The organism is Labrenzia sp. PO1 (genome assembly GCF_012273635.1).
Lineage (GTDB): Bacteria > Pseudomonadota > Alphaproteobacteria > Rhizobiales > Stappiaceae > Roseibium > Roseibium algicola.
Genome location: NZ_JAAXCR010000003.1, coordinates 1 through 14395 on the forward strand (window position 1 = coordinate 1; position 14395 = coordinate 14395).

Genomic DNA, 14395 nt, shown 5'->3' on the forward strand with positions numbered 1-14395 from the left:
TCTTGGCCAGATCAAGGCCCACGGTGGTTGGGGTCATTAGCGATGCTCCTCTTACAAACGGGACCAGCATACGGTCACTTCGGGAGCGGGGCCGTCTTCCCCATCAACGGCAGCTTCAGGGAAGAGTGCCTCAACGAGACGCTATTTTCGTTGCTCGCCGAAGCCAGATCCCAAATCAACGCATTGAAGGACGACTACAACCGAAACAGACCCCACTCATCCCTGGGCAATCTCACCCCCTAAGAATTCGCATCGAAAATGACATTGCAAACACGGGCCGCATAAGGCCAAAAATCAACCGGAGGACTCCGCGCTAAGCCGGAAGAGGATTGGGTCTCAGGTCAATACGCAAAAAGCAACCTTCTTAAGAGGTTGAGCCGAAGATAAATCCTAGGTGTTTGTTACTCTTGATAGAGCGTGGTGATCAAGTTTAGAAGCGATTCACCGAACAGAATGGTGGTTAAAACTGCACATAAAATCACTAGAAGAAATAGTATTCCAACGGAGAATCTAGAACTTTTCTGCTGACAAAGTCCATGGAGACTTCGTAACGCAAGACCTTCTTCGACCATATCCATGGTTTTTCGGAATTTATATGCATTTCCATCAAGTATGTCGCTCCAGCGCTCCACCTGTGCTGCGGAAAGGCCCATCTGGGCGAGGCCATTCCGCAAGTCCTTGATCGGATCATCCGGCAGGATGTTTTCGATCTGAACGAGTGCGCGGAGCGCGTCGTGCTTTTCGGAAGCGAGCATACTTTCCTCCAAGTGCTGAAGAAAGTGGAGTGCCAACATTAAGATAAAACTAAGCGCTAGTGCCACAAGCGTCGTATCGAATGCAACTCCGATTTCCACCGCCACTCGGCTCTCAGCTCGGAGGCGTGTGACTATGTCGGCACTTTGCAAATCAACTGTGGCCAGAAGCGCTGAGCCTATTCCGATAACTGTTCCGATGAAGCCGAGTGTCGGGATCGCCCATACAATAAAGCTAAGGAGCCGGTGATGAGCCTCCAGACGCTCCGCTGCGGCCTCGATTTCGACTGAAACGAAGGAAGGGACGTTCTCACCACTCCGCGAGGACTTCATGGCAAGTAAACCCGCAATCCAGACGTCAAGCTTTGGGAACGCCGGTATTGCTCCTGCCCCAAGGAAATTGGCACGCCAGCTCACATCAATGCGGATCGTTTCCATTTCGCGAATAATGCGGTCGAGATCTGCATGTTCACCTGATAAAAGCCATGGCGCGCGGACTACCACCAAGTTTGTATGCGACTTCTGTGGGACAGGAGATGCATCCGATTTCGAAATATCTTCAATTTCTATGGGAACGATATCCGGTTCTTCTGATCCCACTTTGGTTTGGCGTCCGGCTTGATCAGCAGGTTGTTCAATTGGTTTAGGCTTGGGTTGTTCCGGGGAGGGGAGATTATCAGTTTCTATTAGACGTCGGTCGAGTTGAAACGATGTCGTAGCAGTCAGGAGACGGTTTGGCAGAATATTGGCGATCCAATGAAGGCCGATGAAGATCAACCCCGCAGCGAAAAGCAAGTAACAAACGTACTGGATCGGTCCATTTAGTCGACGCGGCCAGACGAAGTCGATCGTACCTGCGGATGGTGCAGCACCAAGATATGAATCAATTATTTTCTTCGCTCGCTCGCGCTCTCGGGCGGAGAGGTTATCGTCTGCGCGATCCATGATCATGCTCGAGAGGATGTATGGGCTGGCCTCAAAAATTATCGTGCGAAACGGCCAAACGAGCCCAAAGGATTCGGTCCACAGTTTGTGAATTGCAGCTCCAGACCAAAAGCCAAATGGTCCGGGAAGTTCTTCGAGGGCTGGTGCGACCCTAAGGATAGTTACCTCGGAAGTATCGTCACCATTCACATAGCGCGCAATCATGCGGTACGAAGAAACGGATGGCGAAGTAGTCGCAGGCGTCACTTCTATCCAGTTCTCACCGACTGGTGACTGCACGATAAGGTTTGCTGGAAGTGGGTCTATGGACTTATCGATTTCCTTTAATCGAGCGACTACACTTGCACTGTGGAGGCTTTTCGCCTCCAGTGGAACCGCCTCGATGACGCGTAGGGTCGCTTCAGAAAGCGGCCCGCAGCTTGCCCTCTCTGCATTGGTGACAAGGCAAGCCAGCTGGGCGACATCCTTTTTTTGGGGGGGGGTGAAAGGTGGCTGACTAACAACGGCCCAGGTTAGGAGAAATGCACAGATCAGTATTGCCGCTAGTCGAATGACTGCGCGCAAAACACCGACGATCCAATTTCCCCGGAAATCGGCGGAACCAAAAAAAATGAGGGGCGAGATGACGTTGAAAACGTATTGCATGTCATCTCCAGTCGAGGACTAAGAATGCCGGTGGCTGCCTAATACGCGCAGTTTCTAGAACTCTGTCTACGTCTCTCAGAGGCATCTCGCCCATTAGTAGACGTTCAGTCATCATTTGACGTAGTTTGACAAGATCGGCACCGGACAGGCGCTCAACAACCACTCGTGCGTTGAGGACCGACAATCGGTTTTCGAACTCGGTTTGTGTGAGCAGCGGTCGGATTAAGCATTGTCCCTCACAATCAGAAGCGGTTCCGTGAAAGTGGAGGACGCCCGTGCTTTCTGAAGTGAAGCGACCTTCCATCCCTAGACCGCGGACATCAGCGAGGGCCACGCCCGCTGATAGAATTCGATCAAGCGTAGGTCCAAGACTTGTCCGTTCTGCTGCTTCGGTCCGAACAATAAGCGACGGCGTCAAATCAGCTCCCCTTACGACGCGCAATGAAACATGCGACGGGTCGGGTCGATGCCGATAAACAAGTGCGCCTCTAAGTTCTTCTACCGAATGATCGTCGGTCTTGAGGCCTCTAGCCGCTGCGTAGAAACGCTCAGTCGAAACCGGATGCACGCCCCCGGGTCCGGGTGGGACCATGTTACTGGCGACATTATAGTATTTCCCAAGTGGACCACCATCGCAACGCCAGAAGTAAGGGGAACGAAAATTGCAAATAGCATCATAGTCGGGGGGCGTTTCAAAGGTAAGTGTGACACATTGATATGCGCGAGAAATGCCGAACGTGGGAGCGCAGTTTCCACCCCGCGGCTGGTCTAGACGAATAAGCAGAACGTTCTGCTCCGCGCTACTCCGCGATACAATTACAACGCTTCCGTCCGTCGGATTCGGAGACCTGTTTGCAATGCAGAACTCCGCGTCTGAAGGCGCTACGGCTTCTACGGCTGGGCAAATTTGCTCTTTCTCAAGCGTCTGAGCCGCAGCGCCTATGACTTCTGCAATGCACGCGACAAGCAGGTATCCAAGTTGAAAAAGTCTCATGGGCAGCGTTCCAACACCGCGGACGGATCGTTAAATGGGTTGAGGCGTCTGCGGAAGCCATCGCTTCGTAGGAGCGCAATTATGCGCTGTTGTCCCTCGACTTCCGTTCGCACAATTATGCAGGGTTTGGTATAGAATCCCGCTCCGTCAAGTATCGCAACATCTAGTGATGTAGGGGTTACTGCTGCATCTGCCAGCACTGCCGTCAACCGCCCCTGTCCGCGACTCCATTCCCGCACGACATTTGGTTCGGGTGGGCAATTCTCTTCGAAGCAGCCTTTAGCCGGACTCGCTGCGGGCAAGCGTGCGCCAAGCAGAAATGGAGCGGAATTTTCGGTACGAAGCTCTACTATACGAGTAACTACAAATGGCTCCATAGTCCCGTCTATCGAAGGTGTTATAAGGTAAAGAACAACCACGCCTCCGAAAGCACAACTAATCATGTCAAGAAATGGCATCCCGATCACTTCGACCGTATGACGACGACGTCTCACGGGCAGCCCCCCAGTGATGGCGGTCGGTTCGACTTAAAAACTCCGCCTGCCCAGCCAACGATCCGATCACGGATTGAAACCCCATTCAGAGTGTCGAGGCGAGGCGGGCTTCCCTTCGGGTCTGGCTCGATCAACCGGACGGCGCCGTCGCCCGAAAAAGATACTTCAAGCTCAAGATTGCGGTCTAAACCACAGTCATAAACTTGGTAGTGAAGTGGCGTTGGCCAATTGTCAGTCGGACACATTGCGTTGATTTCGCTTTGGATACGGCTTCGAAAATGCGTTTCCCAGACTGCTGTCGGTCGCCGAGTAGCCCGCAGAGCGCTTTGAGCTCCATCGCGGCAATGAAAGACAGAGCGCGATTCATTAACGCCTCGTCTGTCGATCGATTGCATTTCCAAATAATGGACTTCGCTCGCTTTACAGGAACTGATAAACACCCCAACCTTCGCTGCGCTACTCATGTTCTCAAAGCGGATTGTGATTTCTTTTGCGAAGGCATCTGAGGCCTGACAACTGATTTCGACTTCGGAACCTCCTCCTTTTTTTCGAAAGCGAGCAGTGAAACGTTTACCGACGCCTGTCTTTGCACAGTAGTTATTGAAACTCTGGCGAGGGTTAAATGCTGTAGCATTGTGGGATACGTTGCCTCGCTCGTCCCGATAAGAGAAACTCAGGATGACGTAGTTGGGAAGCGAAAACCCAAGCAAGTGCGCTACACCAAACTGGCGGATTCGAAGTTCCCCGTTCCCGCGAGAGCGATCGCCATCGTGTGCTCCTCCTTCGTTGCCAAAGACTAGCAGCCACAGCACAAGCACTGCTCCGAGAGCACACGCCAGCATGTCGATTGACGAGGTCGAAAACAGTTGGATTGTCGCCCGGCGCTTCATGTTTCTTATTTTTTTCCTGGGCAGAGTTGGTTCGGCTCGGGGGTAAAGCTCGTATTGGTGACAGCAAACTCGCTCTCTTTGCCTGCTGGCCTTGCGATCTCAAGGCAAAGCGGAGCATTGGAACCTTCGAACTGAACAACCACGCCCGGAGTTTCGAAATCGCAGGAAATAAGCCGGATATCGGGATCCTTCCAGTCGAGCGGGAAGTCGGCGTAGAGCGAACTACCAGTGACCGCGCCTATGTTGAGATCGAAGGGAAGGTCATTGCTGCTTACCTTCACCGGGGATAGAGTGAGTATTGCGTCGTTGTCGCTCACTAGCGCGTATGCGCATCCGACGCCAGGATGCGCCTTCACCGAAGGATCGCCTCCAACTGCTTTGATCTCAGCGTCGCTCCGTGGATCAGGGTTCGTTGTTTCGACAATTGAACCTGGCGCGGAGTTGTCTGGTGCCTTCAACGAGTTGTCAGACGGATTTTCCGAGGGCTCTTCCCCCGGATTATCAGTCGGAATGCGCGGTGTTTGCGATTGAGCGACCGGACCTGAATCGCCTGTTGATGGAGTAGGAGCACCTGGGATCGGACCTCCTCCGGGTTGGTCGTCCACACCATCTCCGTCGCCGTCACCATTGCCATCCGAAAAGAGAGCTGAAAGGATTATCATAGCCAGTGCTAGGTAGGGATTGCCGGTCAACATGGCTGCCATTGCAAGGTTTTGCATGGAAGACTGAAAGGCGTCTTGCACTTCCTCAGCGCTGCGAGCTCTTGAGAGTTTCCGAACCAGGTCCGGCGCTTCGTTGCAAGCATATTGCCCGAGAAGGTCGCTGAAATCCTTACCCCCTTCGCCGCGGCGGACTGCTGAGACTATGGCCCGCTGTTGGTACGGTGTGGTCCCTCGGCAGGCTTCGGAAATTGCTGGGATGAGCTCTTGCTCCACAAAATTATCGAGAACTTGGTCCATTGCCTTTTTAGTTTTCTGGATCTCCTCCATGGTCTTGTCGACTTCTTCCTTGCTCCAGCTTTTAAGCTCTTCCTGGTTGGGGACCTGCTTAATTATCTCTTCAAACTGCTTCGCCTGGTCCTCGAGCGCCTTTTCCAACTCTGTTGTAGCGTCCTTAGCGAGATCCTGTGCTGCGTTCTCGAGCTGCTTCATTTGCGCTTCGGCATTTGCGACTTCCGCTTCGACCCTGGCTTCGACTGAAGCACCGGCCTGGGTCGCGAGGATCTGGCCCATCATTTCCATGAGGATTTCATTTTGCGCCGCGGCGGTGTCGAGCCTCGCGTTCAGCGTTGTAAGTTGTTGTCGGGTGCTTTCAGCTGCTGCGGCGCGAGCCTTCTCGGCTTCTTCGGCTGACTTTCGGGCGTTGGCGGCAAGGGTCCTTAGGCTATCGAGGTTTTGAATTTCCTCAGCTAATGCCGCCGGGGTCGTGCTTAACAAAGCGATAGATAATGCCGCTACCCCGGAGACGAGCCTTCGGCTCACTGAGAAGGTGATTTTGTTAATCATTCTCTTTCCTCTATCAAATGAGCTGAGTTATCTGTTGCTTTTGGATGCTGAGGGGTCGGAGTAGCTACGAGAATATCGAGGAGCAGGGAAAATGATTGCGCGCAGAATGTCTCGGTTGAAGTGGTCCGGGTGGAAAGGTCTGCGATGCGTTTCCGTAGGTCCTCAATGCCGTTGAATTGTTGAAGACTGTTAGCTGATACTGATTGGCTGACACGCATTGTGCCGCTTTTTATCAAAGTGCCAACGGAGCTTTCCAAATTGTCGAGCCGGGTCTCGCAAAGGCCTTCAATTTCGGCAAGTGAGATTCCGACACCGTGACGTGTTCGAACCTTGTCAAGGTTGACCGTCGCATCGAGCCGATCAAGCATGTTCAATAGAATCGCACCGGTGCTTTTAGCTTCAGCACCAAGTCCAGTCATGCGTCGCAATTCTGCTAGACCGTCGGCATATATTCCGCTTGTCCCGCACACCACTCCAAGGCCGAAGGCAACAAAGATAGAAACGATTGCCAGAATTCTGCAAATGAAGCGCCAGAAGCGAATTGCAGGAGTTATCACAATAGTCTCCTGGACACGAACTTTAGAGTTCTGCCGACCTATCTTCGGGTAATCTTCTGAAGGGCACACTTTACTCAGATGTCCCAGCGTTCAAAGAAATTATAAGAAAGCTACTCTACGTAAACTACATATTGGCGTTATCTGCAACCTTTTCTTTCGGTGAGGTTGAATTTGGCCTGCATCTGAGCATCTGAGCATCTGGACATGGGCTCAAGCCGCTTTGCACGGCATTTTTAGCGAGGAAATCCGCCAAAATCTGAGCTACTCCTCTGAAATCGGACACTGACGTAAGCTACGATTTGTTGTCTGCTGATCTTCAAGAAGAAGGAGATCAGAGATGTCGAAACGCAAGCAACACTCGCCGGAATTCAAGGCGAAAGTCGCTCCGGAAGCCTTGAAGGGCGAAGAGACGGCATCGGACCCGGCGAGCCGCTTTGGGGTTCATCCGACCATGATCCATCAATGGAAATGGGCACTTCTTGACGGGGCCTCGGACGTATCTGAACGTGGTGGCAAACGAAAGCCGGAGATTGACGAGGACCAGTTTAAGGGCTCCACGCCCAAGATCGGGGAGCTGGCGGTCGCCCAACGGTTTTTTGGCCAGAAGCTTAAGCCTTGGGGCGTGAAGTGAGGCGCAGCATAATCACGGTGACATCCCCAGCCCGTCACCGTGAAAGAAGCCGGAAAACTCCAACCTCCGGCGATCCAAGGTTGGGTCTCAGTGCAACACGCCGAAGGACTCCGCGCTAAGCCGGAAGAGGATTGGGTCTCAGGTCATCTCCACCGCACGGATGACGGTCAGCAACCCGTCGCTTCTCCTGCCACTGCCGAAGGAGATGGGATTGGAGCGCTTGCGATGGGGAATGAAGGTCTCGTCGACCTCGATCGTTCTGACAGGGGCTTCCGGTCCGGACGCACCATGGCCCGCATCAGCTTGTGCAGGAGCAACCAGGCCGTCTTGTAGGAACCAAGACCGAGCTTTGCCTGAATCTGGAGGGCGGAGATCCCGTTTGACTGCCTACGCACAAGGTTGCGCGAGATCGTGAAATCACCGTGCCCTGAGCGACGGAAACGGCAATCTCTTGCTCAAAGAAACCCATTGTCTGTCCGGTCTTTATTGGAAACGAATCCCTGAGCGACGCCATCAATCTTCGGTTCGGAGGCCTCTGTGCAATTTGGGGGGCGTCGCCGTTCGAGGAAATGTGCCAAGTTTCCATCATTCGGTGATTCTTGGCCCACTGGAATAGTCGGTCAGCCGAAAAAGTCTTTTGTTTCAACATCGTGAAGGATTCGCCAGAACCGCACGGTGTGGCGAAAAGGATGGCAAATGAAGTACAGTTTTGAAACGCTCGACGTCGCGCAAAAACATTCCATCGTTCAGAGTGCGCTCCGTTCGATGACCCATATTCGCACTGGCCGACGAATCCCTGCCACCTGGGAACTCGAGCTCGGGTTTCCATTCTACAAGAATAGTCTGGGGGAGGATTTAATTAGTTATTGCAAACATTTGTATGAAACAGACCCGGTTTTTGACTTGGACACTGATCTGCTGTCAAACGCGCCGTCTGGAAATGACGAGTTGATAAAGATTTGTAAAGACTACCTTGATTCAGCAAGTTCGACCAATTTCGCGCTCAGTAGCAACTTTGAAGACTTCAAGCGGCGCCTGTACGTATATTCCTCCCGTCATGAGAACGGTTCAGAACTTGCGGTCGACGGGTTTGCCTGTGTTATGGACAGTTTACATTTGCTGTCACGCGTTTTTTCCAAGGTCATTGAAGGCTGCAACAAGACAGATGCTGCGGAGATCGCGTGTAGCTTCGGTGAAAACAAGCAATTTCTTGAACGATGCCTAGTCGAAGCCGAAGATAGTTTCAGTTCGGCAGCGTACGAAGTGTTTCTGATCGAAGATGCGCTCGACAGCCAAGACGCCGAAATGAAGCAACTGGCTCTGTGCCGATTGGGGGCAAGGAGAGGGATCACACCGGAATGGCCGGAAAAACCGCTTCATGGCGGATCTGTGCATGATATCCCGACCTCCGAAAATGCGTCGTGAAATCTAAGTGAGAGATACGGCGTTGTTCTCCGAGTGACGTCCTCGATCCGGATGGTCTCGACAACGACGTCGGGTCTGAGAGCCCCCAAAACAACGAAAGTTCTCAAACGATGCCTCGCCTCCGCGTCCTCTCGGACCTCCACCAAGAGTTTGTTCGAGATCCTTACTACGGCCCGTATCCGCTGACGAAATTTGATCCGGCTGTCGAAATGGACTCCGACTTTGACGTTCTGGCCATCGTCGGTGATCTGGACGTCCCTCTGACGCGTTCGCTCGAATGGATCGCCGACAGGTTCCCGGGCGAGACAGTTCTATATGTGCCGGGCAACCACGATTTCTACAGCAACCCCGGGAAGCACGAGGCTGGCTTCACCATGCTTGAGCAGATCGACGCCGGACTGGAACTTGCCGATAAGCTCGGCATTCATCTCCTGCACGACCGCGTTCTTGAATGCCCCAACGACGGGATCCGTTTCATCGGCGCCACTCTCTGGACCGACATGGCCACCGTTGGCCTGGGTACGAAGCATTCGAAGATGGCGCAGGCCGAAGGCAAGAACGGGATGAACGATTACAAAAACATCAAGCGCGAATCCACGACGAAGCCCGGGAAGCGGAAGCGGATCCGGGCGCAGCACATCGCGGATGCCCACGTCGTCTCTCGCAGTTTCATCGAAAGCGCGCTTGCAGAGCCTTTCAACGGCGAAACCGTCGTGCTGACCCATCACGCTCCGCATCCTGAAAGCCTATGGCGTGACAATCCCAACCTGGTCGATCTCGCATGGTGCTACGCGTCCAATTTGTCGTCGATCCTCGAGGCTGAGACAGCACCTGACCTTTGGTGTCATGGCCACATCCACGACAGCCGGGACTACCAGATCCCCAACAGCCGCACTCGTGTCGTCAGCAATGCGCGAGGATACGCGTTCGTGGAGGATCCCACGAAGAGGGCTGCGGCGTTTGATCCCAACTTCACGATCGAAGTCGGCTATCGACCCGGTATGAAATCATGAAGATCTGGATCGTCAGCGATTTGCACTATGAGATGCAGGCTTTCTCCCTGCCGTCGCCGGAAGATGTGCCGAATGCCGACGTCATGATCATTGCTGGGGATTTTCACAACGCCCACGCCACAAAGGACTACATCAACGAGCTGATCGAGATCGTCGGTATGGATGTCGTCATGGTGGCTGGAAACCACGAATTTTACGGCATCGGAATCGAAGAGGGTTTGGAGCGCCTTCGTGCGATCGACAATCCGCGACTGCACTTTCTCGAGAACGATACCGTTGCCCTCGGCGGCACCCGCTTCATCGGGGCGACGCTCTGGACGGACTTCAAACTCTTCGGCGAAGAGCACGCGATTGCGGCGAGGGAATTGGCTCGGGCCAAGATGAACGACTTCGTTCAGGTATGGCGGTACTCGGATCCGAACGTGATCGATGACCTTGCGGACGAGATGGTCGTTATGCACGCCGAAAGCAAGGCGTATATCTCCGATGTCCTGGCCGAGAACTTCGACGGCCCGACCGTCGTCGTGACTCACCATGCGCCACACCCGGAATGCTGTCATGAAAAGCACGGGAGAACGCTCCTGGACGCGGCATTCGCATCCGATTGCCGTGACCTAATGCACGGCGACAACGCTCCGGATCTTTGGATCTCGGGCCATACGCATGACGGACACGCATTCACCGAAGGCAGAACCAAGCTGATCGGGAATCCCTACGGATATGTCTGCCGATGGACCGGAAAACCGGAAAACGAAATCTGGCAGCCGGATCTTGTGATCGACACCGACATGCTTCCGCGCTTCCGGTCGGGAAGACTGGCTCCATGAAAGTCTGGGTCGTCTCCGATCTTCATTTCGAACGCTTCCGACCGGAAGTAGTTACCGTGCTGGAGAAGCCGGATGACGCCGACGTCATGGTCGTTGCCGGGGATACCCACAAGTGCCCGAGGGTGCCTGATTGGGTCCTTCGCCAGCGTGACGCTTCCGGGATCCCCATTGTCATCATCGCCGGGAACCACGAGCATTATGGCCAAAACACCATCTACAATTCGCTCGGCCTCCTGAGGGAGGTTCTCGGCCGGGAGGAGGGCATCCACTTCCTCGAGAACGATGCCGTGACCCTCGGCGATTGCCGCTTCGTTGGAGCGACCATGTGGACCGACTTTTCGCTTCATGGAAAGGGGAACAGGAAGAGCCGGATGACGAAGGCGCACTTCTACATGAACGACTACGCGCACATCCGCACCGCGATGCACAAGCATCTGACACCGGCCGACACGCTTGAATTCCACGGCGCACGAGGGGGGAGTTTACCGAAACGCTGGACTGGTATCCGCACGACGGCCCCACGATCTTCGTGACGCATCACATGCCCCATCCGCTATGCGGCGTCCGGTATAGCACGCACGAACTCCTCAAACCCGCCTACGCATCCGACATGTCCGACATCATGCTTCGCGATGACGGCCCGGATCTTTGGATTTCCGGCCACGGGCATGAGAGCTATGATTTCGAAGTCGGCGAATGTCGATTGGTCGCTAATCCTCGCGGGTATCAGGACAAGCGTAGTCCCAACGGCTTCGAAAACCTCGATTGGGATCCAATCAAGGTCATCGACACTAACCTGTTGCCGCGATTTCGACCCGCCGGACCGACGCCTTAACACCGCCGGCGATTTCAACGCGGTCGTTTGTGGCCGAAGGGTTTATGATGTCGGATAAGCAAGGATGGATCGGTGACTGACTCATATTTCGAAGGCCTTACGATCCTTTTTTTAGGATTTCACGAAATATGCCGATCGCTGGAACCGGCTGCTCAGGATATTGACGTCAGGGTCCTACTGGATGATTTCGGAGATGCTATCAGTCGCAAGTGCCGAGCACGTGAGATCTAGGACATGAACAAAGACGGAGATGGCGTTCAGCAGTCGATGGTGAAGCTCGGCGAAAACGGAAAGTCGCCCGAGCCGCCGAATAAGCTCGATACGCTGATGGACCAAATGGCGGTGCCGGGTCCGAACGAGGAAGCCTTTTTCGAAGAGCGACGACGGAAAGGTCTGGGCGTAGGTCTTGACGGCGACGGCAATCTCGTCGGTGCCAACGATAGCGCGAACAGAAAGCCGTCTGCACACGAGGACGAATGACCGGATCTTCGTTCCCGATGCCGAGGTCCGCCAAGCGGACAATCAGGGGAGCAGGCTGAAACAGATCGGGTTGGCATCCTACAGCTTGTGTCCATTCGCCTACCAAACACCGCGGGTCATTGCCGTCGCAAATTTCGTAGTGAATTAGCGTCGGAAGGCTTTCATGGTAAATCGCTTCACGCTCCTGCCGCCATTCCTCATCAAGACTTCGTTCAGCCCGGGCTTCTCGAGGAGCACGGTTTGAAGCCGATGCGAGCTCGCGAGAGCCGAGGCATCCGCTGGAGCGATGTCCGTAGCCAGAATGAGGAGTTCCGCGCATCCGGCTTCCGTCTTCGGTGCTTCGGTCTCGAGCAGTAGACGGTCTTCCATCGCGGCGACGAGATCGTCCGAAGCGCGGATCGCCATCCATCGTTCAAGATCAGATCCGCCCAGGTTCGCTTCGAGAGCGAGATTGCGGGTTTGCAGGCATGCAATGCGGCGGTCACAGGCTTCGATCAGGTCGTCATGGAGATCTTTCGCAGCGGCAGACATTCGAGCGATCCATTCGCGCATGAGGCCGGACTGGACGGCGTTCTTGACTGTGCCATTGGCCATGAGGGCCGCGCTGCCGATAACGGGTGCCAGAACAATGGCTCCAGCCGCCCCGACGGTGACAAGCCCAACCCACGCCCCGGCCTTGGTTCCGACCGCTCCCAACAGGCCGCGAGAGGCCCCGTCGATCATCATCCACGCTGGGAGATCCCCCATAGGAATGCGCCCCCGGGCGACTTCAAGGCCGCCGCGCAGCAAACCAATGGACAGAGCGAACTCCAGTATATCCGGGTCGGCAAGGTCGGCTGCGTGTCCAAGCGTTTCCGACAGCATCTCCTCGACGGTGGGGAGGTCGAAGCTGGGAAGGGTCGTGACCATGGGAGCCCATGGCTCTCCGTGCGCCCGCGCCGCCTCCACAAGCGCCGCATTGGCGATCACGGGAATGTTGGGGTTCTTCTCGAAATGCTCGGACAGGATCGAAAGGCTTTTACCACACTTCACCTGAACCTCGGCCCCGTCGACGAGCAGATCGAAGCCTTGCTGGTTGCTGGCTTCCGGGAAGGAGACTGCGTGACCGTCCGCAACGAGGCGGTCGAATACGAGACGCTCGGCGGTGTATCCGCGCAAAGAGATTCCGGCGCCGACGCTGGTGAATTCATGGACGCTCGCCGCGAAATCGAGAGGATCGGCGAGATCCGCCTTGCGGGAGAAGTCGGCGGCCTGAAGGACCTTGGGGTCCATCGCCAACGAATGCCAGATCATCTCTCCGGCGCTAAGACCGAAGACAAGAAGGCCGTCGGCGACGTCGGTGCCGGACGGTCGGACGTTCCAGCGCCCCGGAGGCGCTATGGCGGCGCGCGGCATCGGAGATCGCATCCACCCGTCCAGTGTGGCCGTGCGCTTGCGGAGCGCGAGAAGGTCCCTTTCCCGCAGCCAGAGGACGTCCCCGTCGTTAAGGCCTCCAAGAACGCGCATGTCGGAAAGGAAGGTCTCCAGACCAACATCACGATTTCCCGACCCGGAAGCGGACAGGAGAACCGTTAAACGCGCGGCGATCTGACTGCGTACGATTTGCGCGCCCTTTCCCATGCCGAGCCAGGCGATGGCCGATACGCCGACCATGACTGTCAGCGGATTGATCAAGGTGGCCAACAGGGAAACAAGGGCAGGCCCACCGACCAGAGGGATGAAGGCGCTCGCTTGTGCCGCCAGAATGTAAGGGGCGAACCCGGCGTTGGCGACGACGAGGGCGAATGTGGTCCAGCTGCCGCCGGCTGCCATGGCCGCAATTGCGGCTTCGTGGCCCTTGCGCAAAGCCTTCGCGATTTCGGGGTCCGCGTTTCGAGCGACGGACTCGACCATCTCGGTATCTGCGAAGAACGCCAGGAGTTCCTCTGCGACGACCTCTGGAAACGGCATGGGAACGGAGCGGCTGGCCATCCGCGCGAAAGAGTTCCGGATGTCGGAAGCGGCGCCGCCGATGCGCGATTTCAGGTCCGTGCCGCGCGTCGGTTTCGCTTCCGCGTGAAGGCGCTGCCGTACCGTCGGGCTGAGGCGTTCGGACGTTCGCACCGCCATGGCGGATGCGGATTTGATTGCGTGTTTGACGGAAAGGGGTGGCGACGAGGGAAGGTCCAGGCCCTCGGAAATGCGAACCAGAAGACGAAACCTCAACGAGGCATCCGGTAATCTAGAATTGAAAAGACGGGTCCGCGCTTCTTGCAGGCTCGTCGCGGTCTCCTCTCGACCAAGGCCGATGCGGTCTCGAACGGCATCGACGGCGCCGACCGCCAGGGAGAAGCCGTCAACGGATTCGATCATCGCGATCATTCCGCAGAGTTGCTCTCGGGATAGGGTACCGATCCCTGAGA

The 14395-nt window shown here is 55.4% G+C and carries 12 protein-coding genes and 2 pseudogenes; 8 read left to right on the forward strand and 6 right to left on the reverse strand.

Features of this window, described 5'->3' with window-relative positions:
* Nucleotides 1-105 precede the first annotated feature (105 nt).
* Nucleotides 106-243 (forward strand): annotated as a pseudogene (locus HCG46_RS28590) (transposase); the annotation flags it as partial.
* 158 nt (nt 244-401) lie between these two features.
* On the opposite strand, the gene HCG46_RS15115 reads toward HCG46_RS28590, so the two are convergent.
* The 4 genes from HCG46_RS15115 to HCG46_RS15130 all read right to left on the reverse strand — a co-directional run bounded on the left by HCG46_RS15115 (nt 402) and on the right by HCG46_RS15130 (nt 6782).
* Nucleotides 402-2342 carry a MotA/TolQ/ExbB proton channel family protein gene (locus HCG46_RS15115; RefSeq protein ID WP_168686715.1) on the reverse strand — a complete coding sequence of 647 codons (1941 nt, stop codon included), beginning with the start codon at nt 2340-2342 and terminating at the stop codon, nt 402-404.
* 1484 nt (nt 2343-3826) lie between these two features.
* The gene (locus tag HCG46_RS15120; protein ID WP_168686716.1) at nt 3827-4720 is read right to left on the reverse strand and encodes a hypothetical protein; all 894 of its coding nucleotides are present in this window, start codon (nt 4718-4720) and stop codon (nt 3827-3829) included.
* Between the two features lie 5 nt (nt 4721-4725).
* On the reverse strand, nt 4726-6225 hold the full coding sequence (locus HCG46_RS15125; protein WP_168686717.1) for a hypothetical protein: 1500 nt from the start codon (nt 6223-6225) through the stop codon (nt 4726-4728).
* Entirely contained in the window at nt 6222-6782 is a 561-nt protein-coding gene (locus HCG46_RS15130) for a hypothetical protein (RefSeq protein ID WP_168686718.1), read from the reverse strand. The genes HCG46_RS15125 and HCG46_RS15130 overlap by 4 nt, the downstream gene beginning before the upstream one ends.
* 337 nt (nt 6783-7119) lie before the next feature.
* On the opposite strand from HCG46_RS15130, the gene HCG46_RS28460 reads away from it, so the two are divergent.
* Nucleotides 7120-7413 (forward strand): transposase, encoded by a 294-nt coding sequence (locus tag HCG46_RS28460; protein ID WP_168686719.1) that lies wholly within the window; start codon nt 7120-7122, stop codon nt 7411-7413.
* A gap of 231 nt (nt 7414-7644) precedes the next feature.
* Here HCG46_RS28460 and HCG46_RS15140 read toward each other — a convergent pair.
* Nucleotides 7645-7790: pseudogene (locus HCG46_RS15140) on the reverse strand (IS1595 family transposase); the annotation flags it as partial.
* Nucleotides 7791-8109: 319 nt separating this feature from the next.
* Here HCG46_RS15140 and HCG46_RS15145 point away from each other — a divergent pair.
* From HCG46_RS15145 to HCG46_RS15170, 6 genes are all read left to right on the forward strand, one after another.
* On the forward strand, nt 8110-8838 hold the full coding sequence (locus HCG46_RS15145) for a hypothetical protein (RefSeq protein WP_168686720.1): 729 nt from the start codon (nt 8110-8112) through the stop codon (nt 8836-8838).
* A gap of 110 nt (nt 8839-8948) precedes the next feature.
* Nucleotides 8949-9851: a metallophosphoesterase gene (locus tag HCG46_RS15150; protein ID WP_168686721.1), complete on the forward strand. Its 903-nt coding sequence runs from the start codon at nt 8949-8951 to the stop codon at nt 9849-9851.
* On the forward strand, nt 9848-10678 hold the full coding sequence (locus HCG46_RS15155; protein ID WP_168686722.1) for a metallophosphoesterase: 831 nt from the start codon (nt 9848-9850) through the stop codon (nt 10676-10678). Before HCG46_RS15150 ends, HCG46_RS15155 begins: the two co-directional genes overlap by 4 nt.
* Nucleotides 10675-11211 (forward strand): metallophosphoesterase, encoded by a 537-nt coding sequence (locus HCG46_RS15160; protein ID WP_168686723.1) that lies wholly within the window; start codon nt 10675-10677, stop codon nt 11209-11211. Before HCG46_RS15155 ends, HCG46_RS15160 begins: the two co-directional genes overlap by 4 nt.
* An 8-nt stretch (nt 11212-11219) precedes the next feature.
* Nucleotides 11220-11513, forward strand: a complete 294-nt coding sequence (locus tag HCG46_RS15165; protein ID WP_286185401.1) for a hypothetical protein — start codon at nt 11220-11222, stop codon at nt 11511-11513.
* Nucleotides 11514-11747: 234 nt separating this feature from the next.
* The gene (locus HCG46_RS15170) at nt 11748-11993 is read left to right on the forward strand and encodes a hypothetical protein (RefSeq protein WP_168686725.1); all 246 of its coding nucleotides are present in this window, start codon (nt 11748-11750) and stop codon (nt 11991-11993) included.
* Between the two features lie 144 nt (nt 11994-12137).
* On the opposite strand, the gene HCG46_RS15175 is transcribed toward HCG46_RS15170, so the two are convergent.
* Complete coding sequence (locus HCG46_RS15175; RefSeq protein WP_168686726.1) at nt 12138-14345, reverse strand: hypothetical protein; 2208 nt, start codon at nt 14343-14345, stop codon at nt 12138-12140.
* Nucleotides 14346-14395 lie beyond the last annotated feature (50 nt).

Bases quoted from the DNA above. Each gene is read 5' to 3' on its own strand.
- HCG46_RS15150 (WP_168686721.1), top strand. From the start codon at position 8,949: ATGCCTCGCCTCCGCGTCCTCTCGGACCTCCACCAAGAGTTTGTTCGA.
- HCG46_RS15160 (WP_168686723.1), top strand. From the start codon at position 10,675: ATGAAAGTCTGGGTCGTCTCCGATCTTCATTTCGAACGCTTCCGACCG.
- HCG46_RS28460 (WP_168686719.1), top strand. From the start codon at position 7,120: ATGTCGAAACGCAAGCAACACTCGCCGGAATTCAAGGCGAAAGTCGCT.
- HCG46_RS15165 (WP_286185401.1), top strand. From the start codon at position 11,220: ATGCCCCATCCGCTATGCGGCGTCCGGTATAGCACGCACGAACTCCTC.
- HCG46_RS15175 (WP_168686726.1), bottom strand. From the start codon at position 14,345: ATGATCGAATCCGTTGACGGCTTCTCCCTGGCGGTCGGCGCCGTCGAT.
- HCG46_RS15145 (WP_168686720.1), top strand. From the start codon at position 8,110: ATGAAGTACAGTTTTGAAACGCTCGACGTCGCGCAAAAACATTCCATC.
- HCG46_RS15170 (WP_168686725.1), top strand. From the start codon at position 11,748: ATGAACAAAGACGGAGATGGCGTTCAGCAGTCGATGGTGAAGCTCGGC.
- HCG46_RS15115 (WP_168686715.1), bottom strand. From the start codon at position 2,342: ATGCAATACGTTTTCAACGTCATCTCGCCCCTCATTTTTTTTGGTTCC.
- HCG46_RS15120 (WP_168686716.1), bottom strand. From the start codon at position 4,720: ATGAAGCGCCGGGCGACAATCCAACTGTTTTCGACCTCGTCAATCGAC.
- HCG46_RS15125 (WP_168686717.1), bottom strand. From the start codon at position 6,225: ATGATTAACAAAATCACCTTCTCAGTGAGCCGAAGGCTCGTCTCCGGG.
- HCG46_RS15155 (WP_168686722.1), top strand. From the start codon at position 9,848: ATGAAGATCTGGATCGTCAGCGATTTGCACTATGAGATGCAGGCTTTC.